Annotated in this window: 23 protein-coding genes and 1 tRNA gene; 10 read left to right on the top strand and 14 right to left on the bottom strand. The window is 70.6% G+C overall.

The window, feature by feature from the left end; genetic code table 11:
* Positions 1-219: 219 nt before the first annotated feature.
* The 3 genes from AOP78_RS14460 (at position 220) to AOP78_RS14470 (ending at position 2,463) form a co-directional block, all read left to right on the top strand.
* A tRNA-Leu gene (locus AOP78_RS14460) sits at positions 220-303 on the top strand.
* 153 nt (positions 304-456) lie between these two features.
* Positions 457-1,122, top strand: a complete 666-nt coding sequence (locus AOP78_RS14465) for a hypothetical protein (RefSeq protein WP_152659590.1) — start codon at positions 457-459, stop codon at positions 1,120-1,122.
* A gap of 81 nt (positions 1,123-1,203) precedes the next feature.
* Positions 1,204-2,463: a family 1 glycosylhydrolase gene (locus tag AOP78_RS14470; protein WP_062206373.1), complete on the top strand. Its 1,260-nt coding sequence runs from the start codon at positions 1,204-1,206 to the stop codon at positions 2,461-2,463.
* Positions 2,464-2,476: 13 nt separating this feature from the next.
* Here the strand turns inward: AOP78_RS14470 and AOP78_RS14475 are convergent, their stop codons facing one another.
* The 5 genes from AOP78_RS14475 to AOP78_RS14495 all read right to left on the bottom strand — a co-directional run bounded on the left by AOP78_RS14475 (position 2,477) and on the right by AOP78_RS14495 (position 9,033).
* Complete coding sequence (locus AOP78_RS14475; protein ID WP_062206375.1) at positions 2,477-4,153, bottom strand: ABC transporter permease; 1,677 nt, start codon at positions 4,151-4,153, stop codon at positions 2,477-2,479.
* Complete coding sequence (locus tag AOP78_RS14480; RefSeq protein ID WP_083980304.1) at positions 4,150-5,070, bottom strand: ABC transporter ATP-binding protein; 921 nt, start codon at positions 5,068-5,070, stop codon at positions 4,150-4,152. The genes AOP78_RS14475 and AOP78_RS14480 overlap by 4 nt, the downstream gene beginning before the upstream one ends.
* 177 nt (positions 5,071-5,247) lie before the next feature.
* Positions 5,248-7,404 carry a glycoside hydrolase family 3 protein gene (locus AOP78_RS14485; RefSeq protein ID WP_062206379.1) on the bottom strand — a complete coding sequence of 719 codons (2,157 nt, stop codon included), beginning with the start codon at positions 7,402-7,404 and terminating at the stop codon, positions 5,248-5,250.
* A gap of 329 nt (positions 7,405-7,733) precedes the next feature.
* On the bottom strand, positions 7,734-8,354 hold the full coding sequence (locus AOP78_RS14490) for a TetR/AcrR family transcriptional regulator (protein ID WP_062206382.1): 621 nt from the start codon (positions 8,352-8,354) through the stop codon (positions 7,734-7,736).
* A 37-nt stretch (positions 8,355-8,391) separates the two neighbouring features.
* A complete protein-coding gene (locus AOP78_RS14495) occupies positions 8,392-9,033 on the bottom strand; it encodes a TetR/AcrR family transcriptional regulator (protein ID WP_152659591.1) in 642 nt (213 codons plus the stop codon).
* Between the two features lie 128 nt (positions 9,034-9,161).
* Here AOP78_RS14495 and AOP78_RS14500 point away from each other — a divergent pair, with 128 nt between their 5' ends.
* The 5 genes from AOP78_RS14500 to AOP78_RS14515 all read left to right on the top strand — a co-directional run bounded on the left by AOP78_RS14500 (position 9,162) and on the right by AOP78_RS14515 (position 15,447).
* Positions 9,162-10,427, top strand: a complete 1,266-nt coding sequence (locus AOP78_RS14500; RefSeq protein ID WP_062206388.1) for an MFS transporter — start codon at positions 9,162-9,164, stop codon at positions 10,425-10,427.
* A 36-nt stretch (positions 10,428-10,463) separates the two neighbouring features.
* Positions 10,464-11,339, top strand: a complete 876-nt coding sequence (locus AOP78_RS15435) for an alpha-L-arabinofuranosidase family protein (RefSeq protein ID WP_201774799.1) — start codon at positions 10,464-10,466, stop codon at positions 11,337-11,339.
* Positions 11,327-11,989 (top strand): alpha-L-arabinofuranosidase C-terminal domain-containing protein, encoded by a 663-nt coding sequence (locus tag AOP78_RS15440; RefSeq protein WP_201774800.1) that lies wholly within the window; start codon positions 11,327-11,329, stop codon positions 11,987-11,989. The genes AOP78_RS15435 and AOP78_RS15440 overlap by 13 nt, the downstream gene beginning before the upstream one ends.
* Positions 11,990-12,149: 160 nt before the next feature.
* On the top strand, positions 12,150-14,450 hold the full coding sequence (locus tag AOP78_RS14510) for an alpha-L-arabinofuranosidase family protein (protein ID WP_062206391.1): 2,301 nt from the start codon (positions 12,150-12,152) through the stop codon (positions 14,448-14,450).
* A gap of 40 nt (positions 14,451-14,490) precedes the next feature.
* Positions 14,491-15,447, top strand: coding sequence for an alpha/beta hydrolase (locus AOP78_RS14515; protein WP_062206394.1), 957 nt, complete (start codon positions 14,491-14,493; stop codon positions 15,445-15,447).
* 60 nt (positions 15,448-15,507) lie between these two features.
* Here the strand turns inward: AOP78_RS14515 and AOP78_RS14520 are convergent, their stop codons facing one another.
* From AOP78_RS14520 to AOP78_RS14560, 9 genes are all read right to left on the bottom strand, one after another.
* The gene (locus AOP78_RS14520; RefSeq protein ID WP_062206396.1) at positions 15,508-15,993 is read right to left on the bottom strand and encodes a heme-degrading domain-containing protein; all 486 of its coding nucleotides are present in this window, start codon (positions 15,991-15,993) and stop codon (positions 15,508-15,510) included.
* Between the two features lie 120 nt (positions 15,994-16,113).
* The gene (locus tag AOP78_RS14525; RefSeq protein WP_062206399.1) at positions 16,114-17,487 is read right to left on the bottom strand and encodes an amidohydrolase family protein; all 1,374 of its coding nucleotides are present in this window, start codon (positions 17,485-17,487) and stop codon (positions 16,114-16,116) included.
* A gap of 143 nt (positions 17,488-17,630) precedes the next feature.
* Positions 17,631-17,867, bottom strand: coding sequence for a hypothetical protein (locus tag AOP78_RS14530; protein WP_062206402.1), 237 nt, complete (start codon positions 17,865-17,867; stop codon positions 17,631-17,633).
* A complete protein-coding gene (locus AOP78_RS14535; protein ID WP_083980308.1) occupies positions 17,864-19,093 on the bottom strand; it encodes an inorganic phosphate transporter in 1,230 nt (409 codons plus the stop codon). The genes AOP78_RS14530 and AOP78_RS14535 overlap by 4 nt, the downstream gene beginning before the upstream one ends.
* Before the next feature lie 165 nt (positions 19,094-19,258).
* Positions 19,259-19,681: an arsenate reductase ArsC gene (locus tag AOP78_RS14540; protein ID WP_062206405.1), complete on the bottom strand. Its 423-nt coding sequence runs from the start codon at positions 19,679-19,681 to the stop codon at positions 19,259-19,261.
* A gap of 9 nt (positions 19,682-19,690) precedes the next feature.
* Entirely contained in the window at positions 19,691-20,359 is a 669-nt protein-coding gene (locus AOP78_RS14545; protein ID WP_062206428.1) for an arsenate reductase/protein-tyrosine-phosphatase family protein, read from the bottom strand.
* A 50-nt stretch (positions 20,360-20,409) separates the two neighbouring features.
* Entirely contained in the window at positions 20,410-20,787 is a 378-nt protein-coding gene (locus AOP78_RS14550; protein ID WP_062206431.1) for a YchJ family protein, read from the bottom strand.
* Positions 20,788-20,789: 2 nt separating this feature from the next.
* On the bottom strand, positions 20,790-21,884 hold the full coding sequence (locus AOP78_RS14555; protein ID WP_062206434.1) for a threonine aldolase family protein: 1,095 nt from the start codon (positions 21,882-21,884) through the stop codon (positions 20,790-20,792).
* Complete coding sequence (locus tag AOP78_RS14560; protein ID WP_062206437.1) at positions 21,881-22,513, bottom strand: hypothetical protein; 633 nt, start codon at positions 22,511-22,513, stop codon at positions 21,881-21,883. The genes AOP78_RS14555 and AOP78_RS14560 overlap by 4 nt, the downstream gene beginning before the upstream one ends.
* A gap of 49 nt (positions 22,514-22,562) precedes the next feature.
* Here AOP78_RS14560 and AOP78_RS14565 point away from each other — a divergent pair, with 49 nt between their 5' ends.
* Positions 22,563-22,931 carry an RNA-binding S4 domain-containing protein gene (locus AOP78_RS14565; RefSeq protein WP_062206440.1) on the top strand — a complete coding sequence of 123 codons (369 nt, stop codon included), beginning with the start codon at positions 22,563-22,565 and terminating at the stop codon, positions 22,929-22,931.
* Between the two features lie 169 nt (positions 22,932-23,100).
* On the top strand, positions 23,101-23,934 hold an 834-nt coding region (locus AOP78_RS14570), incomplete at its 3' end, for a HAMP domain-containing protein (protein ID WP_152659592.1).

The raw sequence follows: 23,934 nt of genomic DNA on the forward strand, positions 1-23,934 counted from the left end.
TACAGCCGGATCCAGGCGGACCTCCGCCGGGGCCGGTTGACGGAAATGCAGGTGGCCAAGGCCCCCGGGGAAACCCGGGGGCCTTGGCTATGCCCCGTGACGCATCGTCCCTGTCCCGTCGCGCCCGCGCGACGTGGCCCGCTCCGCATCGTCCACGGTGTGGCGCACTTGACACCGGTTCGTTTCGGGGGTTCGAACCGTGCTAACATTTCCCGGCACGCGCGAGTGGCGGAATAGGCAGACGCGCACGGTTCAGGTCCGTGTGCCCGAAAGGGCGTGGGGGTTCAACTCCCCCCTCGCGCACGTGAGAGAAGGCCCCCGAGAGATCGGGGGCCTTCGTCGTTCCCGGACGATGCGGGGGCGGCCGGGGGCCGCGCGAGGCATCGGCGCGGCACTCAGTGCCATGCACGGTACTGTGTCCCTGCGCGTGCGGGGGCGGGCGCGTCAGGGGAGACCGTGCTTCGCACTCCAGGAGCCGCAAGCGTCGCGGTGGTCGCAGTCATCGTCGCCATGCTCGCCGGGTGCGCCGCGGGGGATGACGACGTCGATCAGCTCTATACAGACGCGCCGATCGACAACGAGGCGGACCAGCCGCTGCACTATGAGTTCCAAGCCGTGGCCCCGGATGGCACGGGTTGGTCGGGAAGCTCCGTGCACTGGGCGGAGGACAAGACCGAGGAGTCCTTCGGCACGCGCCTGTGCGTCGACGAGGGCCGCACCGTGACCATCACGAGCGTGGAGCCGATCAAGGTTCTGGGCGACGTGGAGGCGCTTCCCGCGTTGGTGATGACCTTCGACAAGACCCACACGTTCTTCCTCTCCGCCGACGGATATCCCCCCGAGCTCGAGGACGGCGATGCCCTCACTCCCGTCGGAGCTGCCACGGTGACTGCGGGATGCGGCGGCGCGGACGACACGTTCGAGGAGTTGCCGGACACGCAGCAAGGACTCGTGATCGGCCTCCGCCGGGTGGGCGCTGCCGGCGGAGGATGGCGCGGCTTCCGCATCAACTACACCGTCGACGGTGAGGAGCACTGGCTTGAGATCCCGGTCGAGATGTACATGTGCGGCAAGCGGGACGGGCTGACGGACGCGTTCGCCGAGCAGTGCAGCAAGGGGTGAGCACCGCACCTCCGCGCCTAGGATGCTTCGTATGAACGAGCAACGTCGCTCCCCTGAATCCGTCGTTCCCGAGGGTCGCGCATGACCCGCCCCTGGATCACCGACGGGCGCCTCCACTTCGCCGTCGGAGTCGAGGACACCTTCGTCCCGCAGGCCGTCGAGGGCGAGCGCCCGATCGACGAGTACGAGCTCACCGAGCACTACGCGCGCGTCGAGGACGACCTCGGCCTCGCCAAGGACGTCGGCTGCGACCTCGTGCGGTGGGGCGTGCCCTGGTACCGCATCCAGCCGGAGCCGGACCGGTGGGACTGGTCGTGGCTTGACCGCGCGATGGCTCGCTTCGGGGAGTTGGGGCTCTCGCCGATCGTCGACCTCATGCACTACGGCACGCCGCTGTGGCTCGACGGCCAGTTCGACCACCCCGACTACCCGAGGCTCGTCGCCGAGTACGCGGCCAAGGTCGCGGAGCGCTACCCGGACGTCGCGCGCGACTTCACTCCGGTGAACGAGCCGATGATCCACTCGCTGTTCTGCGGCGAGTACGGCTACTGGCCTCCGTATCTCTCGGGGGGCACGGGCCTCACCCGGATGGCGACCCAGCTCGCCGACGGCTTCCGGCGCACCCAGAACGCGATTGTCGACGTCGCCCGGGAGGAGGTCTCCTTCGTCCACGTGGACGCGGGCATGCGCTACGTCGGCGACGTCGACGCCCCCGAGCACGCCGAGCACGTTCGACGGCTCACCGAGCAGGTGTGGCTCGTCGAGGACCTGGTCACGGGCCGCGTCGACGCCACGCACCCGCTCGCGCGATTCCTGCTGGACAACGGCGCCGACGAGGCGCTGCTCGCCGACCTGGTCGCGCACCCGGTCGCGCCCGATGTCATGGGCGTCAACTACTACCCGCTGCACTCGACCGAGGTCTTCGAGGCGGGCGTGCACCACGGCGGCGGCTTCGCCGACCCGCGCCCCACGCGCGACGACGGCACGGACGGGCTCGCGGAGCTCCTGCGCGAGGCGCAGCGGAGGTACGGCGCCCCCGTGATGATCTCCGAGACGTGCGTCACCGGCTCGGTCGACGCGAGGTCGCGCTGGATGGCCGAGTCGCTCGACCTGGCCGCCGACCTCCGCGCCGAAGGCATGGACCTGGTCGGCTACACGTGGTGGCCGCTGTTCGACATGTACGAGTGGACGTACCGCCACGCGACCGGGCCTCGCGCCGACCACCTGCTGACCATGGGCCTGTGGTCGCTCGAGGAGGCCCCGTCGGGTCTCGAGCGGGTCGCCACCCCGCTCGTGGAACAGTTCGCGCGCCACGCTGCCGAGCCTCGGTTCGGGGCGTAGACGGACGCGCGCGTCACGCTGGCTGGATGTCGCGCCTCGCGAACCTCTCGAGACCGGCCCCGACGAGGGCGAGCGCGACTGCCGTCATGACGACGAGCGGCGTCCAGTCCATCCCCTCGGCGGGCAGCGTCGGAGTGGCGGAGAACGGCATGAGGTTCAGCGCCCACCCGGGCAGGTTCAGCGCGTCGCCGAGGATCATGATCATCCACAGCGCGCCGATGACCGCCCACGACAGCGCAATCGCAATGCGCGGCAGGTAGCCGAACAGCGCGACGGCGAGACCGACGATGACCATGACCGCGGGCCAGTACGCGAGTGTCGCCCCGGCGAGGCGCAGCGCCTGCGACGGATCGCCGATCGTGGACCCGTAACTCACCCCCAGGAGGCCGCCGCCGATCGCGAGCAGCGCGAGCGCGCCGACGGCCGGGATGAGGAGCCGCATCAGGACCCACCGCGTGCGGGAGACCGCGCCCGCGAGCTGCGGCTCGAGGATGTCGCTCGCCTCATCGGCCCGCAGCTGGGTCGCGGACTGCACCGCGAACACGGTGACGAGCAGCGCGATCATGCTGCACAGCAGGGCGACGAGCGCGTCGACGCCAGCGCCTTGCAGCATCGCGGCGACGTTGCCTCCGGCGGAGTCGAGCAGGTCGGACATCTGGTTCGCGACCGAGCCGAACATCAGGGCGCTCAGCACGACCGCGATCGTCCAGCCGACGATCGGCCCCCGCTGCAGCCGAAGCGCTAGCCCGAGCGGTGACGCGTACCGTGCCGGCGCCCCGGACGACCCCGCCCGATCGGGCAGCAGCCCCGCGCCGTGATCGCGGCGCTCCTCGATGAGCCACGCGGCCGCGAGCAGCACCGCGGTGAGTGCGAGCATCAGCCCGAACGGCCACCACCGGTTCGCGCCCCACGGCGCCATCTCCTCACCCCAGCCGAACGGAGACGCCCACGTGAGGGCTCCGTCACCGAGGTCGCCGATCATGCGCAGCATGTAGAAGCCGAGGATCACGATCGAGCCGAGCCCGTTCGCTCCCCGCGAGGTCGCGGTGAACTGCCCGACCAGCGCCCCGACGCCGATCGCGACGAGCCCCACGCCCGCGAGCGAGGCCCCGACCACCCACGACCCCGTCGTCCCCGCATCGTCCGGGTCCAATCCGGCGACCATCGACACGAGGGCGACCGCGAGCCCGATCGCGACCGCCAGGACGGCGAGCACGATCCACGTCGCGACCGCCTGCGCGTGGCTGCCGAGCATCCTGGAGCGCAGCAGCTCGGTCCGTCCGAGCTCCTCGTCGGCCCGTCCGTTGCGCGTGACGAGGAAGACGATGCCGAGCGCGAGCGAGACCGCGAGCGTCATCCAGATCTTGGTCCACACCGCCCCGCCGAGCGTGTCCGGGGCGGCGGCGAGCCCGGTGAGCGCCTTGATGCCCGGGTTGTCGGAGATCGCGGCGAAGTCGTCGAGCGCCGCCTGGGTCGTGAAGACGGACCCGAAGTAGTCGGCGACGTACGCGAACAGCCCGACGAGGGAGGCGAACCACACGACGAGCCGCACCCGATTGCGGCGCACCATGAAGCTGACGCTCGCGCGCAGCCCGGCAAGCCCCTGGGCGGGCGGACGATGCGTCGCCGGGGCGGCATCGGGACGATGCGGCTGGCTGGGGGCCGCCGACGCGTGGACGCGGGTGCTCAACCCCGACCGCCGCCTTCGAGCGCCGCCAGCTCGTCGCCGTAGTGGCGCAGGAACAGGTCCTCGAGGGAGGGCGGGTTTGCGACGAGGGAGCGGGGCCTAAGCCGCGCGACCTCGGCGAGCACGGTGGCCAGCGCGTCGTCGTCGACCGCGAAGGATGTGCGCCCGTCCCCGGTCGCGAGGTCGTGCACCCCGGGCAGGGAGGCAAGGGTGTCGGCGCCGGCGTCGAGCACCGCGGTGACCTGCGTGCGCGTGAGGTGCCGCAGCTCGGCGAGCGTCCCCGACTCGACGGTCTCGCCGTCGCGGATGATGACGACCCTGTCGGCGAGCGACTCGACCTCGGTGAAGATGTGGCTCGACAGCAGCACGGACCGGCCCTCGGCCTTCACCTCCCTGATCGACTCCTGGAACGCGGCCTCCATGATCGGGTCGAGGCCGCTCGTGGGCTCGTCGAGCAGCAGGAGCGGCGCGCGCGAGGCGAGCGCCGCGACGAGCGCGACCTTCTGGCGGTTGCCCTTGGAGTACGTGCGGGCCTTCTTGGTGGGGTCCAGGTCGAACCGATCGAGCATCGTCCGCTTGCGCTCGGGCTCGAGCGGCACCGACAGCCTGCACAGGATGTCGATGGTCTCGCCCCCGGTGAGGTTGGGCCATAGCGTGACGTCGCCCGGCACGTACGCGATGTCGCGATGCAGCCGAACGGCGTCGGCCCACGGGTCGCCGCCCAGCAGGCGGACGGTCCCCGCATCCGAGCGCAGGAGCCCCAGAAGCACGCGGATGGTCGTCGTCTTCCCCGAGCCGTTCGGCCCGAGGAACCCGGTGACCTGGCCGACGGGAGCCTCAAGGTCGAGGCCCCGCAGCGCATGGACGCGCCCGAAGCTCTTGTGAAGGCCCTGGATCTCGATCGCCATCTCGGTGCTCACGGCCGCGCCTGCCTCTCACTCGGCGAGCGCACCGCGCGCGAGCTCCGGCGGGACTCGTCGGCGAGCGCTCCACGCCTCCATCCTCCCGCGCTCAGCAGGGGTCCCGCACGGTGAACACGCTCCGACGGCCGCAGCCCCAAAAGAGGGGGGAGGGCGGTGACCGCCGGAGCGTGAGTCTCAGGTGGCCGGCGCCACGACCTCGATCGGCTCCGAGTCGCGCGAGTCCTTCGCGACGAGGAGTGTGACCGCGCCTTCCGGCGGGACGACGGCCCGCCGCTGCGGGTCCCACGCGCCGGCAGTCAGCAGCGACACCGGGACCGTCACGGTCTCCGACGAACCCGCGGGGACGTCCGCCACCTGGAAGCCGACCAGGTGCCTCCCGCCGTCGGGGCCGACAGCGTAGACCTGAACCACGTGCCGGCCCCGGCGCGCGCCCACGTTGGTGACGGTGACGTCGATCTCCGCCCGCGCATCGTCCAGGCGCTTGGCCGCGTCGACCGCGACCTCGAAGTCCGTGTAGGACAGGCCGAAGCCGAACGGGAACGCGGCGGCGACGCCGAGCTTGTCGAGCAGGCGCTGGCCGTGCCACCGGTCGTACGTGATCGACATCGCGTCGCGGTCGAAGAACGGCAGATGGTTCTCGGTGGTCGGCACCGCGAACGGAAGCCGGCCGCCGGGGTCGACATCGCCGAGCAGCACGTCGGCGAGCGCATGGCCGCCCTCCATGCCGGAGTACCAGCTCATGACGATGCCGGGGACGGCGTGTCGCCAGGACTCGGTGATGACGGCGCCGGCCGCGACCATCGACACGACCGTGCGCGGGTTCGCCTCGGCGACGGCGAGGATGATCGCCTCGTCGACGGGGCGGAGGGTGAGGCGGATCCGGTCGCCGCCGTCCGCGACCGAGTCGCCGCCCGCGACCGCGACCAGGAGCGGCACGTCGGGATCCGCACCGGGACGCGGCGGATAGACGCTCTCGACGTCGGAGGCGAACATCGCGCTCGCGTCCGTGAACTCGCCCTCGTCCTTCGCGGTGAAGCCCGCGACGATGACCGCCGCGTCGCAGTCCCTCGCCGCGGCGGCGGCCTTGACGGGGTCGTCGTCCAGGACCTCGACGATCTCGACGCCCGGGAGCGCGGCCCGCAGCCCGTCGAGGGGCGTGACCACGGAGGGAGCGTGCACGTCCGAGGACCCGTGGTCGCCGGTGTTGGCCATGGCGGCCATGCGGCCGATGACCGCGAGCCGCGTGAGGCCCGCCCGGTCGAGCGGGAGGACCGGGGCGCCGTCCACGTCGTCGTTCTTGAGCAGGACCATGGACGTGGAGGCGGCCTCCCTGGCGAGCGCGCGGTGCGCGTCGCACGCGACGACGTCCATGTCCGGCGCCGGGGAGTCGTGCGATGCGTCGAAGCGCAGCTGGGTCGCGAGGATCCGCATGCCCGAGCGCTCGACCGACGCCCACGAGGCCCGCCCCTGCGCGAGGCCGTCCTCGAGGTGCTGGGCGCGCTGCTGCCGGAAGGGCTCCTCGACGTCGAGCCCGGCCTCGAGCGAGGCGGCCGCGTCGCGCAGGCCGAGGACGAAGTCGGAGACGACCACACCCTCGAAGCCCCACGTGTCCCGCAGGACGCCCGTGAGGAGCTCGGGGTTCTGACCCGCCCACTCGCCGTTGACCGAGTTGTACGAGGACATGAGCGCGTCGGCGCCCTCGTCGACGATGCGCTTGAAGTGCGCGAGGTAGGTCTCGTGCAGCACGTCCTCGTCGGCCACGACGTCCACCTGGAACCGCGCGTTCTCCATCGAGTTGAGGGCGAAGTGCTTGACGCAGGCCATGACCTGCTCGCGGACGCCGCGCGTCAGCGCTGCGCCCATCTCGCCGAGCACGAGGGTGTCCTCGCCGTAGGTCTCCTGCGCGCGTCCCCAGGCGGGGTGGCGCAGGAGGTTGACGCACACCCCGGCGAAGAAGTTGGCGCCCTGCGCTCGGGCCTCCACGCCGATCGCGCGCCCGATGCGCTCCTCGAGGCCCACGTCGAAGCTGGCGCCGCGCGCCATCGACACGGGAAAGGCCGTGGAGCGCCCCATGACGATGCCGCGGGGGCCGTCGGTGAAGCGGAAGCCGGGGATTCCCAGCCGTGCGACCTCGCCGTGGACGTACGGCACGGTGTTGTAGCCGACGTGCATCATCTCGTCCATGGCTTCCCAGAACTCGCGGTCGCCGTCGAGCAGGCCGAGCCGCTCGTCATCCGTGAGCTGTGCGTAGAGGCTGCGGGCCTCGTCCACGGCGGATGCTCCTTCGCGGACCGCCGCGACCGCGCGCGGGTAGGCCTGGTCGTCAGACATCGTCGTCACCTCTCGCCTCTTACTGACTGGTTGCTTAGTTGTCAGTTGAGGCCACCGTAGTGCGCCAGGGTTGGTGTTCGCAAGGGCCGCGGAGGAGATGTCGCTCGTGGCGCGATGTCGTCTCGGCCCGTGGTCGCGGGCGAGGTTCGCCACGTTTTCGGTGCGAGCGCGGACACTTTCTGACACAACGCGAGACGGAGGTTCGGCGTGTCGCGCGGGACACGCCGAATCGCGCGACCGCCCTGTGTCAGGAAGTGTCCGTGTCGGCCGCGCGGGGCAGCGGTCCGGTTGGGGGCAAGGTTGGGGTCGGGTTGGGGCCAGGCGTGCGTCTAGCGTGCGAAGCCGGCGAGCCCCGCCGAGGCGGCGGTCCACTCGGCGACGAGGTCGAAGCCGTCGACGTCTCTGAGCCACTGCACCTGGAGGCCGTCCATGAGGGCGAGCACCTGGCGCGCGAGGCGATCCGGGTTGGGCGCGTGCGCGGCCAGCCCCGCGAACCTCGCCAGGCCGACGCGCTGCCGCTCGAGGAAGTACTCGTGGGCGGGGTGGGTCGGCTCGAGCGACTCCGCCTCAAGGACGCTGTAGAGCCGCACGATCTCGGGCTGACGCGCGTTGCGTCGCACCAGCACGTCGCAGAACCGGGCGAGTGAGACGTCGGTCGCATCGTCCGCTGCCGCCAGCTCGCTCGCTACCGCCTGCTCGTCCAGGCGGTCGCGGTGCTCGAGCACCTCGATGAGCAGCCCGTCCTTCGATCCGACGTGATAGAGCACGCCCGCGACCGTCACTCCGCAGGCCGCCGCGACGTCCTGGACCGATGTGCCCCAGAAGCCGCGCTCGGAGATCAGCACGGTCGCCGCATCGACGATCTGCGCCTTCCGGTCGGCGCCCGAGAGCCGCTTCGCATCCCTGCCGCGCACGCGCGGAGAGGCCGCACGGAGAGAGGAGTCGCTCATGCGGTCATGCTAGCGACCGCGCGGGCTCGGCCTGCCGTCAGCCGATGGACTCCCATTCGGGACCGCCGAAGAGCACCCGGTCCGCGCGTGCCCACAGATCCGCCATGGTCTCGTCCGGGTCGGTCAGCGCCTGCAGCTCGGTGCCGTCCATCGCGGCGAACGCGGTCCGCAGCAGATCCTCGAACGCCGCGGGGTCCTCGAAGCGCGGCGGAAGCCTCCAGGGGAGCGCGCGCATGACGGTCAGGAGCCGTTGATGCCTGTTGGCGTAGTACTGGTGCGCGGGATGCGACGGGTCGTGCGCCTCGACCGCGAGGCGCACGAAGAGCCCTACGAGCTCGGGGCGCGTGCTGTTCGCCTCGACCACGTCGTTGAGGCAGGCGCGCAGGCTCAGGCGGCCCTCGGCGTCGGGGGCGCTGGAGCGGCGCAGCTGCGCCATCAGCTCCCATTCGTCGGTGAAGTCGTCGTAGAACGTCTCGATGATGAGGGCGAGGAGCTCGTCGCGGCTGCGCACGTGGTGGTTCAGCCCGGGCAGCGTGAGCCCTACCGCGTCGGCGACGGACTGCATCGACACCCCGTACGACCCGTACCGCGCGACGAGCTCGGCGCCCTTGAGCGCGATCTGCCGGCGCCGCTCGTCCGCGGACATGCGCGTGCGGGAGTTGATCGGCGTCGAGGTCACGGCCACATTGTCGCACGAGGACGTGTGTCATCCCACAGGAGTTTGACAACTGTCCGCTGGTTACCGTATATCTCTCAGGTAAGAGGTAGCGCGGTGTTGCGCATGCCCCAGATCAAAGGAGATCCTTCGTGTCTCAGCAAGTCGCCGACCCGGCGCAGGCACCTGGTTCGGTTCAGCTCACTCGGGTCCAGACCATCCGCTACTCGAGCGGCTTCTTCATCTTCTCGCTGTTCTGGATGATGGCGCTGATGATCATCGCGGCGGTGCTGCTGCCGCAGCGCCTCACCGAGATCGCGCCCGACGACAAGGTCGCCATCTCGGGCGTCCTGAACTCGGTCACCGCGCTCGTGTCGCTCGTGTCGAACCTCATCGTCGGCAACCTGTCCGACCGCACGCGGTCCATCTTCGGCCGCCGCACGCCGTGGATCGCGTCCGGTGGTCTGCTCGGCGGCGTGAGCCTCTTCGCGATCGGCATCCTGCCCAACGCGTGGACGATCGGCGTCGCGTACTGCCTCGCGATGGTCGGCCTGAACATGATGATCGCGCCGGCCGTAGCCGCGCTCTCCGACCGGGTGCCCGAGACCTCTCGCGGCACGATGTCCGCGTTCTTCGCCGCGGGATCCCTCGCCGGCAGCTCGCTCGGCACCCTCGTCGGCGCGATGTTCATCACCGCGCAGCTGCCTGGCTACATCGTCGCCGGCGTCGTCATGGGCATCTCCGGTGTCGTGACCGTGATCCTGTGGCCGAAGGAGCCGTCCTCCAAGGACCTCCCCGCCGCGAGCACCGACCTGCGCTCGATCCTGACGTCGTTCCGCCCCCCGCGCAACGCGCCTGACTTCTGGAACGCCTTCATCGGCCGTTCGCTCCTGATCTTCGCGTACTACATGGTGCTCAACTACCAGCTGTACATCCTGCAGGACTACGTCGGCCTGTCCACCGAGGACTCCGCCGCGACGATCGCGACGATGTCGCTCGTGCTGCTCGTCGTCTCCGCGGTCTCCGCGCTGTCGGCGGGCCCGATCTCCGACAAGATCGGTCGCCGCAAGGTGCCCGTCGTGGTCGCGAGCATCCTGCTCGCCATCGGCTTCGCGCTGCCGTGGATCATGCACAACGCCATGGGCATGATCCTGTTCGCCGCGATCGGCGGCTTCGGCTACGGCATGTACGGCTCTGTCGACCAGGCCCTCAACGTCGACGTGCTCCCCAACGCGGAGGAGGCCGGCAAGGACCTGGGCATCCTCAATATGGCGACCACGCTCGGCCAGATGGTCGGACCGATCGCGACCTCGATCATCGTGACCTCCCTCGGCGGCTACGGCATGGTCTTCCCGGTCGCGATCGTGTTCACGATCGTCGCCTGCGTGTTCATCATGCGGATCCGTTCGGTCCGCTGACCGCCCGCATCTCCCGAACTCCAGGAAGGCCGACTCTTGCCTGTCTCGATCGACCCCACCCAGACCATCGCCACGATCCGCCCGGCACTGCACGGGCAGTTCATCGAGTTCCTCGGTGAGTGCATCGACGGGGGGATCTGGGTCGGGCCGGACTCGGACGTCCAGCACACCGACGGCATCCGCCAGGGTGTGCTGGACGCCCTGCGGGAGCTTGAGCCGCCGGTGCTCCGGTGGCCCGGCGGCTGCTACGCGGACACGTACCACTGGCGCGAGGGCATCGGCCCTCGCGACCAGCGGCCCACGACGTTCAACGAGAACTTCGGCACGTACGAGCTCGACGACCACTCCTTCGGCACCGACGAGTACCTGCGGCTGTGCGAGGCCATCGGCTCGCAGCCGTGGATCAACGTCAACATGATGACCGGCACGCCCGCCGAGGCGAAGGACTGGATGGAGTACTGCAACCGCGCCTCCGGCACCGAGCTCGCGGACCTGCGGGCTGCGAACGGTCACGCGGAGCCGTACGACGTGAGCCTGTGGGGCATCGGCAACGAGCCGTGGGGCGGCGGCGGCATCATGACGGCCCCGGGCTACGTCGATGCGTACCGCGCTTTCGCGTCCGCGATGCCGCGCTTCACGGGCTCGGTCTTCGAGACCCCGAGGACCTACGCGATCGCGAGCGGCCCCGACGGCAACAAGCCCAAGGAGCGCGTCGCGTGGACCAAGGACTTCTTCAGCGCTCTCAATGAGTACCGTCAGCCCCCGATCCACGGCTACGACCTGCACTTCTACAACTGGAACATCGACCACGAGGCCGACACTCCGACCGACTTCGACGAGGCCGGCTGGGATCGCGTCATCGCGGGCTGCCTTGAGCTCGAGGACGTGATCGTGGAGCAGTGGGCGCGCTGATCGAGGAAGGCCTCGCGAACGTCCCCCAGCCCGAGTCCACCCTCGAGCCGCGCCTCGAGCACATCGATCTCGTGGTCGGCGAGTGGGGCAACTGGCATCGCGACGCGTTCTTCGCGCGCCCCGCGCTGTACCAGCAGGTGACCATGCGCGACGCGATCACGACCGCGCTCACGCTCGACATCCTCCAGCGCCACGCCGACAAGATCTCCATCGCCTGCAACGCGCAGACGGTCAACGTCCTCAACTCGGTGATCCTCACCGACGGCGATGCGACGATCCTCACCCCGAACTTCGACGTGTTCATGATGTACAAGGCGCACCGCGGCGCGACGGCGCTCACGGTCGCGCCGGTCGATGAGACGAGCGGGGCGCACGTGTTCGCCTCGGTCGCGGACGACGGCACGATCCGCGTCAACCTCACGAACCCGTCGATGACGGACGAGGTCGAGGTCGAGATCGACTTCGCCGTCCCGGTGCGCCTGGACCAGCGCGAGACGCTGGCCGCTGCGACTCCGACAGATCACAACACCGCCGAGGCACCCGATGCGGTTCGCCGGGTCGCCGAGCGGATCGACGGTGAGGCCTCGGGCCGCCACACGGTCCGCCTCCCGGCTGGCTCGGTCACGGTGCTCACCGCGCAGCAGGGCTGAGCGGGCGGACGCGCGACGCGTCCGCCGAACGAGGGGCCTCGGGGAATCCCCCGGGGCCCCTCGTCATGCCCGGGACGTCCGACGGGTCCCGCCGCGCCTTGCAACGTGGCAAAGTGGTGTGCTGGAAGCCCCACCACCCCCACGCGCACGAACGGAAGCCATGCTCGACGACGATGTCACCCGCCTGAACCTGACCCTCGGCGAGCCGACGGGCGTCACGCTCGACCCCGACATGTGGGGGATCTTCTTCGAGGACATCAACTGGAGCCTCGACGGCGGCCTCAACGCCGAGCTGCTGCGCAACGGCGACTTCGCGTTCACGCCCGCCGATCACGCTGGCTGGGGGCCGCTGACCGCCTGGCAGGCCACGGGCGGCGGCTCGGTCGAGATCCGCACCGAGGACCCCGTTCACCCGAACAACGGCACGTACGTGCGCGTGGCCGGCCCGGTCACGCTCACGAACGAGGGCTTCGACGCGGTCAGGGTTCACATGGACGATGCGTTCCGCCTCACCGCCTTCACGTGGCGCGTGCAGGGGGTCGGGGAGGCGTCCGTGGCCCTCGTCGACGCCGCGGGCGCCGCGCTCGCCGAGGCGCCTTTCGTCACGCCCGCGGAGGGCTGGCACGAGGCGAGCCTTGATCTCACCGCGACCGCTGAGGGCCTCGGCCGCCTCGCGATCACGGTCCCGCGCGGGCTCGTGCTCGAGCTCGACATGCTGTCGCTGCGGCCCCTCGGGGAGGGCGGCGAGCCGCTGACCTTCCGCCAGGATCTGGTCGACGTGCTGCGCGACCTGAAGCCCTCCTTCGTGCGCTTCCCCGGAGGCTGCGTCGCGCACGGCCTGGGCCTGGGCAACCTCTACCACTGGAAGCAGACGGTCGGCCCGCGCGAGTCCCGCGTCCCGAGCTTCAACACGTGGGGCTATCACCAGACCAGGCAGATCGGCTACCTCGAGTACTTCGAGCTGTGCGAGCTCCTCGGCGCCACCGCGATGCCGATCGTCGCGGCGGGCGTGAGCTGCCAGAACCTGCGCGGCCGCGCCGCGTGCATCCCGATGGCGGACATGCCCGCGTACGTGCAGGACATCCTGGACCTGGTCGAGTTCGCCAACGGCGGCACCGACACCACGTGGGGCGCGCGCCGCGCCCAGCTCGGCCACCCCGAGCCCTTCGGCCTGCGCCTGCTCGGCCTGGGCAACGAGGACGAGATCACGCGCGACTTCGAGGAGCGCTACGCGATGGTCGCGTCGGCGCTCGCGGACAGGCACCCCGAGATCACGGTCATCGGCACGGCCGGCCCGCAGCCCTTCGGGCCTGACTTCGAGGACGGGTGGGCCTTCGCGCGCGAGCAGCGCGTCGCGATCGTGGACGAGCACGCCTACCGGACCCCGCGCTGGTTCCACCAGAACCTCGACCGCTACGACTCCTACGACCGTTCCGGTCCCGCCGTCTACTTCGGCGAGTACGCCGCGCGCACCAACAACGTCCGCTCGGCGATGGCGGAAGCCGCCTTCATGACGACCATGGAGCGCAACGGCGACATCGTCCGGCTGGCGTCCTACGCTCCGCTGCTCGCGCGCCTCGGGACCACCCAGTGGGTGCCCGACATGATCTACTTCGACGCCGACCGGGTGCTCCTGACCGCGTCGTACCACGTGCAGCGGATGTTCTCGGTGGAGCGCGGCGAGGACGTGCTGTCGGTCGAGGTCGACGGCGTCGTCGACGTTCCCGTCCCGCCGCGCGCGGAGGGCACCGTGAGGCTGTCCGCTCCCGGCGCTCGCGTGAAGGTCTCCGACGCGACGATCGATGGCGTCGGCCTCGAAGCCGTGGACGTGGACGATGCGGAGGTCACGCTCGGCGCGATCGGCGCCGACGGCATCGTCCAGTTCACGGCGACGCGCGTCGACGGCCAGGAGGGCATGGTCATCCGCCTGGGCGGGACCGGCGCGGAGGACTTCCTGCAGGTCGACATCGGCTCGTGGCAGAACAAGACGACGGTGGTGCACTCCTTCGCGGACGGCATCTCCAACGACATCGACGGCCCGTACGCGTGGAGCGGCATGTCGACCGACGTCCCGGTGACCGTCCGCGTCGCGCTTGAGGGCGAGCGCATCCGCGTCTGGGTCGACGGCGAGCTGCGCCACGACGTCGCCGAGGATCGCCGCCCCGAGACGCGCGTCGTCGCGGGCTGCACCACGCGCACCGCCGAGGATGGCATGCGCGAGTACGTCGTCCGGATGGTCAACGCCACGGACGATGCGCGTCAGGCGACGCTCGCGCTGCCCACCGGCGCCGCGGGCTGGGTGGGCAAGGCGACCGTGCTCGCCGGCGCCGGTCCCGACGAGGGACAGCCGTTCGAGGCCTCGCCGATCGAGCCCCAAGAGATCGAGATCGCACTCGCGGCGGGCCAGGCGTTGGAGCTTCCGGCCTGGTCGCTCACCGTGGCGGTGCTGCGCGAGGCCTGAGCCGGCCCGCGTGATGACGCACGAGAGAAGAGGGAATGCGATGGACGACGGTGTCGAGAGGCGATTCGTCGAACCGCGGGAGGTGCCGGTCGAGGAGTTCCCCGCGAGCACGTGGGCGCCTGAGGGGATGAGGACGCTCGAGGCGGACGTCAGCCCCCGCCACGCCGCGGTGACGCTCGGCGTCGAGTACGCGCGGAAGTCCGGTCGCGCGCTTCAGCTGCAGATCATCCAGCCGCCGGGCCGGGACCTGGACGGGCTCGCAGCCGAGCCGCGGCTCCCGCTCGTGCTGTTCGTCCAGGGATCCGCGTGGCAGGAGCAGAAGCTCGGGCTCTCGCTCGTCCCGCTCATCGACATCGCCGCGCGCGGCTACGTGGTCGCTATCGTGCAGTACCGCCCTTCGCCGGTGGCGCCGTTCCCCGCACAGGTCAAGGACGCCAAGACCGCGATCCGATTCCTGCGCGCGCACGCCGACGAGCACGGCATCGATCCCGCGCGCGTGGTGCTGTGGGGCGACTCCTCGGGAGGGCACACCACGGTCCTGACGTATCTGACGGAGGACGACCAGGAGTACTCCGATGAGACGGTCGCCGAGCCGCTCGGCGTCTCCTGCTACGTCGACTACTACGCGCCCACCCATATCGCGCGGATGAATGAGGAGCCGTCCATCTACGACCATCTGTCCGCGGACACCGCAGAGGGGCAGCTGATCGGGGGCCACGACCTGCGTGAGCGCCCCGACCTGGTCGCGCCGACCGTCGCGATGAACCACATCGATGCCGATCGCCGCCTCAAACCGCTCCTGATCATCCATGGTGACAAGGACAGGCTGGTGCCGTTCGCACAGAGCGCGCTGCTGTACGAGGCGCTCGTCGAGGCGGGCCAGCCGGTGGACTTCTACCGCCTTGCCGGTGCGGACCACGGCGGCCCCGCGTTCTGGACGGAGGAGGTCCTCGACCTCGTGGACGCGTTCATGCAGCGTCACCTTCCCGCGACCTGATCACGGCTCGCGCGGGCTGTACTCCCGGGCCTGGACGGACGCGCCGAAGCCGAGGGTCGCTCAGCGCCCCTCGGCCCTCAGCCGCGCGATCGCCTCGACGGCGAGCGCGTGATCGTCCTCCTGCTTGAGCCCCGAGACGGTGAGGGTGCCGACCATCCCCACGCCCACGACCTGGATGGGGACGCAGCCACCATGCGCGACGTATTCGGTGAACGGCAGCTGCGTCGCCTCGTTGAAGTCGCGTCCCTTCGCTGCGTAGGAGCGCCCCACGATCAGGCTCGCCGTCTGGAACCGACGCACCGTGCGGACCTTCCGCTCGATCCAGTCGTCGTTGTCGGGGGTCGTGCCCTCGAGCGCGACGTGGAACACCTGCTGATCGCCCTTGCGGATGTCGATGGTGATCGCGAGCTCCTCCTCCAGGCCGCGCTCGACGAGCCCGAGGCCGAGCTCCCACGCCTCATCGAACGTGAACCTCTTCAGATGTAGCCGTGCCTCCTGCTCGCGCAGGGCGGACAGCTCGGCGGCAAGGTCATCGGTCGAGGTCATCGTCGGTCCTCCTGGCAGGCTCACGCGTCGCGGACGTTCCGAACCTACATGCCGCGACGGCCCCACGCGCCGGCAGGTCGGGCGCGGGTGGCCGAGCACGGGCGGCCCAGCGAGGGTGGCCTAGTGCGGCGACATCAGCCCCGACTGCTCGCCGGAGGACTCAAGGTAGGCGCTGCGGCGCGCGAAGAGATCGGGCACGAGCTCTCGCACGCGCGAGATGAGGTCGGGCATCGACGCCGTGGTGAGCTCCCCGTCGTCCACGACGATGCGCCCGGCGACCATGGTGAGCGTCACGTCTGAGCCGCGCACCGCATGCACCAGGTTGTGGTGCACGTTCAGGTACGGCCTGGAGGTGAGCAGCGGCGTCATGCGCGGGGTATCGGTACGCACGGCGACGGCGTCGGCCTGCTTGCCGACCTCGAGCGAGCCGAGCCGGTCTCCCTGACCGATCGCACGCGCGCCGCCCTTCGTCGCCATCTCGAGGACCTGCCACGAGTCCATCGCGGCGGCGTCCATCGCGCGGAGCTTGCCCAGGAGCGAGGCCACCTTCATCTCCTCGAACATGTCGAGGTTGTTGTTCTCCTTCTCCCCGTCGGTGCCGATGCCGACGTCGACGCCCGCGGCCAGCAGCTCGGCGACCGGCGCGAACCCGCTCGCGAGCTTCATGTTGCTCACCGGGTTGTGCGAGACGCTCACCCCCTGCGAGGCCATGAGCGCGATCTCGTCCTCGTCGAGCCACACCGCGTGCGCGATCATGAGTCGCGGCACGTCCATGAACCCGAGATCGCGCAGCGCAGGCAGGGGCCGCTTGCCGGTGCGCTCGAGGAACAGCGTGACGTCGAGCTCCGACTCGGAGCAGTGCGTGTACAGGCCCGTGCCGTGCTCCTGGGCGAGCGCGATCGCCCGCCTCTGCCCCGCATCGTCCGCGTAGAAGGGGTGCTCGAGCCCGACCCACGGCATGATCCGGCCGTCCGCCGCGCCCTGCCATTCCTTGAGCATCCGCTCGTTGTCGTCGAGCGTGTCGAAGTAGTCGTAGTCCGGGTGCTCGCCCACGTAGTTGACCGTGACCAGGCGATTTCCCAGGGACGATGCGGCGCGCGCGGCGCCGTCCATGTACCGCCACATGTCCACGACGGTCGTCGTCCCTGACAGCAGCCCCTCGGCGTAGCACAGCCACGACGCGGCCTCCGCGTCCTCGGGGGTGAGGACCCGGTGCATCGGGTCGATGTGGAGGCGCAGCCATTCCCACACGGGCAGGTGCTCGGCGGTCCCGCGCAGCATGCCGCTGTGGTGGTGGGCGTTGACGAGACCCGGCATGAGCACATGGTTGGCGAGGTGGCGCGCGGGCGCCTCGGGGTAGGAGGCCGCGAGCTCGGCGGCCGTGCCGACCACGACGATCGTGCCGTCGTCGTGCGCGAAGCCCGCGTCGGTGAGGACCGACCGGGCGTCGTCCATCGGGACCATGACGTCCGCGGTCAGGATCTGCACGGCCATGGGGACCTCCTCGGTGTCGAGGGAAGTCCACCACACGGGGGTTTCGGCGCGGTTTCGCTACCGCGCGGCGTCCTCGTAGCCACGTGGTGCGGGGATCGAGGTCGATCCCGACACTGAGCGGCTACCAGCGCGCGAGGGGGGCGTCAGTGCCCGCCGGCGGCGATGTAGATGATCGCACCGACGATCGCGGCGATGACGATCGCGAAGCACGCGACCGCGGCGGCGACCCTCCAGGTCACGGTGCGTCCCGCATCGTCCCTGGATCCGGGGCCCGCGAGGGCCCGGACCCCGAGCGCGAAGAGCGTCGGAAGGCCTGCGCCGATGAGCAGGCCGAAGATGAGGATGTTGGCGAGCGCGTCCCACTCGACGTACTGGGTCATGCGCGGTCTCCGTCCTCGTGGGCGTCGCGGGCGGGCACGGTCTGCGCGAGCAGCTCGAGCTCGTGCTCCTCGACGGCCTCGGCGACGATCTCGTCGCCGGGCTCACCGGGCTCCCACTCGTGGTTGACGTTGTCGTGGTTCACAGGCTTGCGGCGGGACAGCGCGTAGAACGTGCCGGCCGCGACGAGCAGCAGGCCGAACACGACGTATGAGCCGGCGTCGCCGCCGACCAGATGGTCCACCCCGTAGAAGAGGGCGCCGACGGTCGCGGCGGCCGGCACGGTGATGAGCCATGCCGTGAACATGCGGCCCGCGACGCTCCACCGCACCTTCGCGCCGCGCCTGCCGACGCCGGATCCCATGATCGAGCCGGTCGCGACGTGGGTGGTGGACAGCGAGTAGCCGAAGTGGCTGGACAGCAGGATGACGGCCGCGGACGAGGTGTCGGCGGCCATGCCCTGGCGGGAGTCGAGCTCGACGAGCCCCTTGCCGAGGGTGCGGATCACGCGCCAGCCGCCCGTGTACGTGCCGAGCGCCATCGCGGAGGCGCACGCGACGATGACCCACCACGGGACCGAGGCGTCCTGGTCCACGGCGCCCGCGGCGATCAGCGCGAGCAGGATGATGCCCATCGACTTCTGCGCGTCGTTGGTGCCGTGCGCGAGCGAGATGAGGGACGCGGAGCCGATCTGGCCCCAGCGGAACATCCGAGTGTTCGACTCCGCGGCGATGTCGCGGGTGAGGCGCGTGACGAGCGCGGTGCCGACGGACGCGACGGCGATCGCGACGATCGGGGCGATGAGGGCGGGCAGCAGCACCTTGGAGATGAGCCCGTCCCAGAGGACTCCCTGGGTACCCGCGGCCGCGAGGGCCGCGCCGACGACTCCGCCGACGAGCGCGTGCGACGAGCTCGACGGGATGCCCAGCACCCACGTCGCGAGGTTCCACACGATGCCGCCCGCGAGGCCCGCGAGCACGACCTCGAGCGTGATGATGCCAGAGTCGACGATGCCGGTGGCGATGGTCGCGGCGACCGTCAGCGACAGGAAGGCGCCCACCATGTTGAGGGAGGCGGAGAGGAGGACGGCCTGTTTGGGACGCAGCGCGCGCGTGGCGATCGACGTGGCCATGGCGTTCCCGGTGTCATGGAAGCCGTTGGTGAAGTCGAAGGCGAGCGCGGTGGCCACCACGATGGCGAGCAGCACCGGATCGTTCACGAAACCCATTGTTGTCCCCTCAGCAGGTCTTTGCGGACCAGGGTGCCGTATGAGGGATGGCAGGCCGCGCAGAGCCTGCTCAACGTTCGCTCCGACCCGGGACCAAGGTCCTGGGTCGCTCCCGTCTCAGCCGAGGGGTCCCGAGGGGGCGCGGGAACCCTCGGCCCGTGACGGTCAGACCCCCGCCGGCTCCACCCCGAAGTCGCGCAGCAGCGCGAGCACGCGCTGCTCGATCTCGTCGCGGATGGGGCGCACGGCCTCGATGCCCTGGCCGGCCGGGTCCTCGAGGACCCAGTCCTCGTAGCGCTTGCCGGGGTAGTAGGGGCACGTGTCGCCGCAGCCCATCGAGATGACGGAGTCGACCTCGCGGACCATCTCATCGGTCCAGCGCTTGGGGCGCTCGGCGGAGATGTCAATGCCCTTCTCGGCCATCGCCTCGACGGCGATCGGGTTGAGCGCCTCGGCGGGGCCCGAGCCGCCCGAGTAGGCGATCGCGTCGTCGCCCGCGTAGTGCTTGAAGAAGCCGAGCGCCATCTGCGAGCGGCCGGCGTTGTGCACGCACAGGAACAGGGCGGAGGGCTTGGGGGTGTCGGTCATGGGGGTTCCTTACGTTCGGGGGGTGACGGTCGCGGACAGGTGGACGATGCGCCTGGCCAAGGTCTCGTAGGCGGTGTCGAAGGCCGGGTCGGTGCCGTCGGCGACGGGGTCGGCGACGGACCAGTGGAGGGCGTCGGCGCCCACGAGCTCCTCGTGGGCCGAGTCGCACACGGTGACGATGAGGTCGTCGGGCGCGAGCACCTGGTCCAGGTGGCGAGGGAGGGCGTCGGGGATCGTGAGGCCGTGCCGGTCGGCGGCCGCGAGGGCGCCGGGCGCGATGCGATCGGCCGGATGCGTGCCCGCTGAGGCGCCGGGGACGGTGCTCGACTCCGACCACAGCGCGGCCGCGAGCTGGGAGCGGGCGGAGTTGCCGGTGCACACGAAGACGACGCGACGGGCGGCGAGGCGCGGATGAGGCAGCAGGTCGGCGAGCGCGTCGGGCGCGAGCGTGACGTAGGAGCGGCGGCGGTCCGCGTCGGACCGACGCTTGGTGGTCAGGCCCGCGGCCTCGAGCTGGCGCAGGTGGTGCGCCATGAGGTTCGACGCGATCCCGACCTGCTCGGCCAGCTCGCCCGGCGTCGCGTCGCCGACCGTGAGGAGGTCGACGATCCGCAGCCGGATGGGGTCGGCGAGCGCCGCGTGGCGCGCGGCGCGGTCGGCGAGCGAGGAGGCGTTCATCGCCTCAATGATGATTGAGGCATTGAGGGCGTGTCAACCCGGACGATGCGTCAGTCCACGTCCCCGTCGACGTACAGCCAGCGCCCGCCCTCCTTCACGAACCGACTGGTCTCACGCATCGTCCCCGTGGAGATCCCCCCGGTGCTGTGGTGGGCCGCGAAGGTCACGGTGCCCTCCGCATCATCCGGACCTCCTCCCGTGGTCCCGACCACGTCCAGCCCGCGCCACTCGACCGCGTCCACGTCCATCGACACGGGACGGGTCGAGTCGTGCCAGGTCCGGTGCAGGTAGCCCGCGTCGCGGCGCACGTTCGCGGTGTAGCGCGACCTCATGAGCGCCTCGGCGGTCGGCGGCTCGAGCTCGCCCTTGAGGAACGGTCGGCAGCAGTCCGCGAACGACGCTCCGGAGCCGCACGGGCACGCGACCATGGTCAGGCCCCGATCCCCGCGGAGGCGAAGGCGGCGGCGGCGAACGCGTCGCACGCGGCGCCGCTGGTGTCCCACGCGCACATGAGGCGCACCTCGACGGTCTCGTCGGAGCGGCCCGGCTTCCAGTCGTAGAAGCGGTACGCCTTCCTCACCTCGTCGGCCAGCGCGCGGGGCATCTCGACGAACACCGCGTTGGCCTGCGTCGGCTGCGTGAAGCGCACGATGCCCCGCTGCTCGAGCGGCTCGAGCTCCTGACGCAGGTACGTCGCCGTCGTGTTCGCATGCCGCGCGTTGCGCAGCCACAGCGGATCGCCGGCCTCGTCGACCGCGGTCATCAGGGCCGTCAGCTGCGCGGACACGTACCGCATCTTGGAGCCGAGCTGCATGGTCTGCTTGCGCACGTACGGCAGGTCGTGGCCCAAGGAGTCGGCGAGCTCAGGGTTGAGCACCACGACGGCCTCGCCCAGCATCGCGCCGTTCTTGGTCCCGCCGAAGGACAGCACGTCCGCGCCGCCGCACGCGTCCTTGAGGCTCACGCCGAGCGTCGCGGCCGCGTTCGCGATGCGCGCGCCGTCCACGTGCACCTTGATGCCGCGCGCGTGCGCGGCGTCCACGAGCGCGGTGATCTCCGCGACCGAGTACACCGTGCCGACCTCCGTGCTCTGGGTCAACGACAGCACGAGCGGCTGGGCCCGATGCTCGTCGCCGAGGTCGGGCGCGTAGCGGTCGAGCTGCGCCGGGATGATCCTGCCGTCGGGCGCGGGCAGCTCGAGGACCTTGAGCCCGCCGACCTTCTCGGGCGCTCCGCCCTCGTCGTTGTGGATATGCGCATGCTCGGACGCGATCACGCCGCCGCCCCAGCGCGGGCTGAGTGCCAGCAGCGACGTGACGTTCGCGCCTGTGCCGTTGAACACGGGGAAGCCGACCGCGTGCTCGCCGAAGGTCGCCCGGATCGCCTCGTCGAACGCCGCGGTGACCGCATCCGCCCCATACGCGGGCTCGTGACCGCCGTCCGCGCCGGCCATCGCCGCCAGCACCTCAGGGTGCACGGACGCGTAGTTGTCGGAGGCGAAGTGGATGGTGCGGTTGGGTCTCATGCGGTCAGGTCCCTTACCCATTCGGTGCGCTCGGTGCGGAAGCCCGCCTTGCGCAGATACTCGCGGTCGGTCGTCTCGTGAGGCGTGAGCCTCACCTGCCGGAAGCCGGCGTCGGGAAGCGCCCTCGAATCACGGTAGACGAAGCGCCCGGGCGTGAAGTCGCGGAAGCGTGGCTTCACCCAGTCCAGTTCCACCTCACCGACCCCATCGCCCGCCTCCTTGACCGCGACGACGCCCACGGCCTCGTCGCCGCGGACCACGAGGAACGTGTGGCGCGTGTCCCCGGCGGCGGGCATGGGGGTGAAGGCGGGGGCGAAGTGGGCGATGTCCTTCTGGTGCGTCTTCAGCAGGTGGACGACGAAGGGGCTGTCGGGAGGCGTGGGAAGCACCTGGTAGACGGTCGGGTCGTTGGCCTCGCGGTAGAGCCGGTTCAGCCAGTACGCGTTGATGACGACGATCGCGACGTTCATCGCGACGTACGGCCAGATGCCGTAGACCAGGTTGTAGGCGGTTGCGATCAGCGAGCCGATGAGGTTCATCCAGCGGAACACGAGCATGCGCGCCTGCATGAGCGACGCCACGATGAGCACGGAGCCGATCCAGCCGAAGACCTGGTAGTACACGTCCATGGGTCAAGCGTAGGGCGGGGCGCGTCCGGCGGCGGCGTACCCTCGCTCCATGACCGAGTCCGTGCGCGCCGACGTCTGGGTGTGGGCCGTGCGCCTCGCCAAGACGCGCACGCAGGCGACCGATGCATGCAAGGCGGGTCACATCCGTGTCCGAGGCGAGCGGGCCAAGCCCTCGACTCCCGTACGCGTGGGAGACCAGGTGATCGTCCGTGGGGGAGACAGGGAGCGCATCGTCCTGGTGACGAGGCTGCTCCTCAAGCGCGTGGGCGCCGAGCCCGCGCGCGAGGCCTACGAGGACCACAGCCCCCCGCCGCCCAAGAAGGAGCACTACGCGCCCTTCGCGGTGCGCGACCGCGGCGCGGGCAAGCCCACCAAGCGCGAGCGTCGCGAGCTCGACCGGCTCCGAGGCCGGCGCTAGGAGATCCCGTCCCTCGGCGGGGGCTCGGCTCCTCGCGAAGGACGATGCCGGACCAACGTCCTAATCATGTACAGGTGTGTGTTACCTGGGGTAATGCTCACACCGTCGGCGTTCCCGACGATGAGGGCGGCAAGATCGTCAGTCGGTCCCCCTTGCTCACTGGAGAACCATGGACAACGCAGTTTCCTCCCGTCGCGGCCCGCGCTTCAGCCTCGCCGCCCAGCTGTTCACTGCCGTCGGCACCGTCGTCGCCGCGCTCGCGGTCGTCGGCCTCGTGTCGGTCACGACCTTGCACTCCGTCGTGGACGACAACGCTGACCTGCTCGAGGCGAAGACCGGCATGAGCGAGTCGATCGCCTCGCTGACCGACGCCCTGTGGGAGGCGCGCGCGACCGAGTACCACCTCAACGGCGCCTCGGACAGCAAGATCCCGAGCCTGGTCGAGGACCTCCAGAAGTCCCAGTCGCAGTTCGAGGAGGAGTTCACGACGTTCGTCGCCGACTACGAGGCGACCTTCGGCGAGGAGGTCTTCGGGCTCGACCTCATCAACGCGACGTGGGAGGGCTACAAGGCCGCCGTGCTGTCCGTGTGGGTGCCGACCGACGGCGTGGAGCCCGCCTCCGACGCGACGATCACCGGCTACGACATCACCATCACCTCGCTCATCGAGGAGTTCAACTACGCGATCGACACGCGCATCGACGCCCGCACCGCGGACAGCGCGGCGAGCGCGGACTCCGTCACCTGGCTCGTCACGGGGCTGCTCATCGCGGGCATCGCGGTCGGCGTGACCGTGGGCTGGTGGACGACCCGCAGGATCACACGGGCGGCCGCGATCGTGAAGCGCTCGCTCGAGGCGATGGCCACCGGCGACCTCACCCTCGAGGCGACCGTCACGAGCAAGGACGAGATGGGCGAGATGGCGGAGTCCCTCACCAAGGCTCAGGGCGCCCTGCGCGAGACGATGGCCGAGGTCATCGACTCCGCTCAGACCGTGGCGGCC

Source organism: Demequina salsinemoris (genome assembly GCF_000974805.1).
GTDB classification, from domain to species: domain Bacteria; phylum Actinomycetota; class Actinomycetes; order Actinomycetales; family Demequinaceae; genus Demequina; species Demequina salsinemoris.

Bases quoted from the DNA above. Each gene is read 5' to 3' on its own strand.
- AOP78_RS14540 (WP_062206405.1), bottom strand. From the start codon at position 19,681: ATGACCGACACCCCCAAGCCCTCCGCCCTGTTCCTGTGCGTGCACAAC.
- AOP78_RS14520 (WP_062206396.1), bottom strand. From the start codon at position 15,993: ATGACCTCGACCGATGACCTTGCCGCCGAGCTGTCCGCCCTGCGCGAG.
- AOP78_RS14485 (WP_062206379.1), bottom strand. From the start codon at position 7,404: ATGTCTGACGACCAGGCCTACCCGCGCGCGGTCGCGGCGGTCCGCGAA.
- AOP78_RS14525 (WP_062206399.1), bottom strand. From the start codon at position 17,487: ATGGCCGTGCAGATCCTGACCGCGGACGTCATGGTCCCGATGGACGAC.
- AOP78_RS14470 (WP_062206373.1), top strand. From the start codon at position 1,204: ATGACCCGCCCCTGGATCACCGACGGGCGCCTCCACTTCGCCGTCGGA.
- AOP78_RS14515 (WP_062206394.1), top strand. From the start codon at position 14,491: ATGGACGACGGTGTCGAGAGGCGATTCGTCGAACCGCGGGAGGTGCCG.
- AOP78_RS14510 (WP_062206391.1), top strand. From the start codon at position 12,150: ATGCTCGACGACGATGTCACCCGCCTGAACCTGACCCTCGGCGAGCCG.
- AOP78_RS14560 (WP_062206437.1), bottom strand. From the start codon at position 22,513: ATGGACGTGTACTACCAGGTCTTCGGCTGGATCGGCTCCGTGCTCATC.
- AOP78_RS14530 (WP_062206402.1), bottom strand. From the start codon at position 17,867: ATGACCCAGTACGTCGAGTGGGACGCGCTCGCCAACATCCTCATCTTC.
- AOP78_RS14565 (WP_062206440.1), top strand. From the start codon at position 22,563: ATGACCGAGTCCGTGCGCGCCGACGTCTGGGTGTGGGCCGTGCGCCTC.
- AOP78_RS14535 (WP_083980308.1), bottom strand. From the start codon at position 19,093: ATGGGTTTCGTGAACGATCCGGTGCTGCTCGCCATCGTGGTGGCCACC.
- AOP78_RS14490 (WP_062206382.1), bottom strand. From the start codon at position 8,354: ATGAGCGACTCCTCTCTCCGTGCGGCCTCTCCGCGCGTGCGCGGCAGG.
- AOP78_RS14545 (WP_062206428.1), bottom strand. From the start codon at position 20,359: ATGAACGCCTCCTCGCTCGCCGACCGCGCCGCGCGCCACGCGGCGCTC.
- AOP78_RS14555 (WP_062206434.1), bottom strand. From the start codon at position 21,884: ATGAGACCCAACCGCACCATCCACTTCGCCTCCGACAACTACGCGTCC.
- AOP78_RS14550 (WP_062206431.1), bottom strand. From the start codon at position 20,787: ATGGTCGCGTGCCCGTGCGGCTCCGGAGCGTCGTTCGCGGACTGCTGC.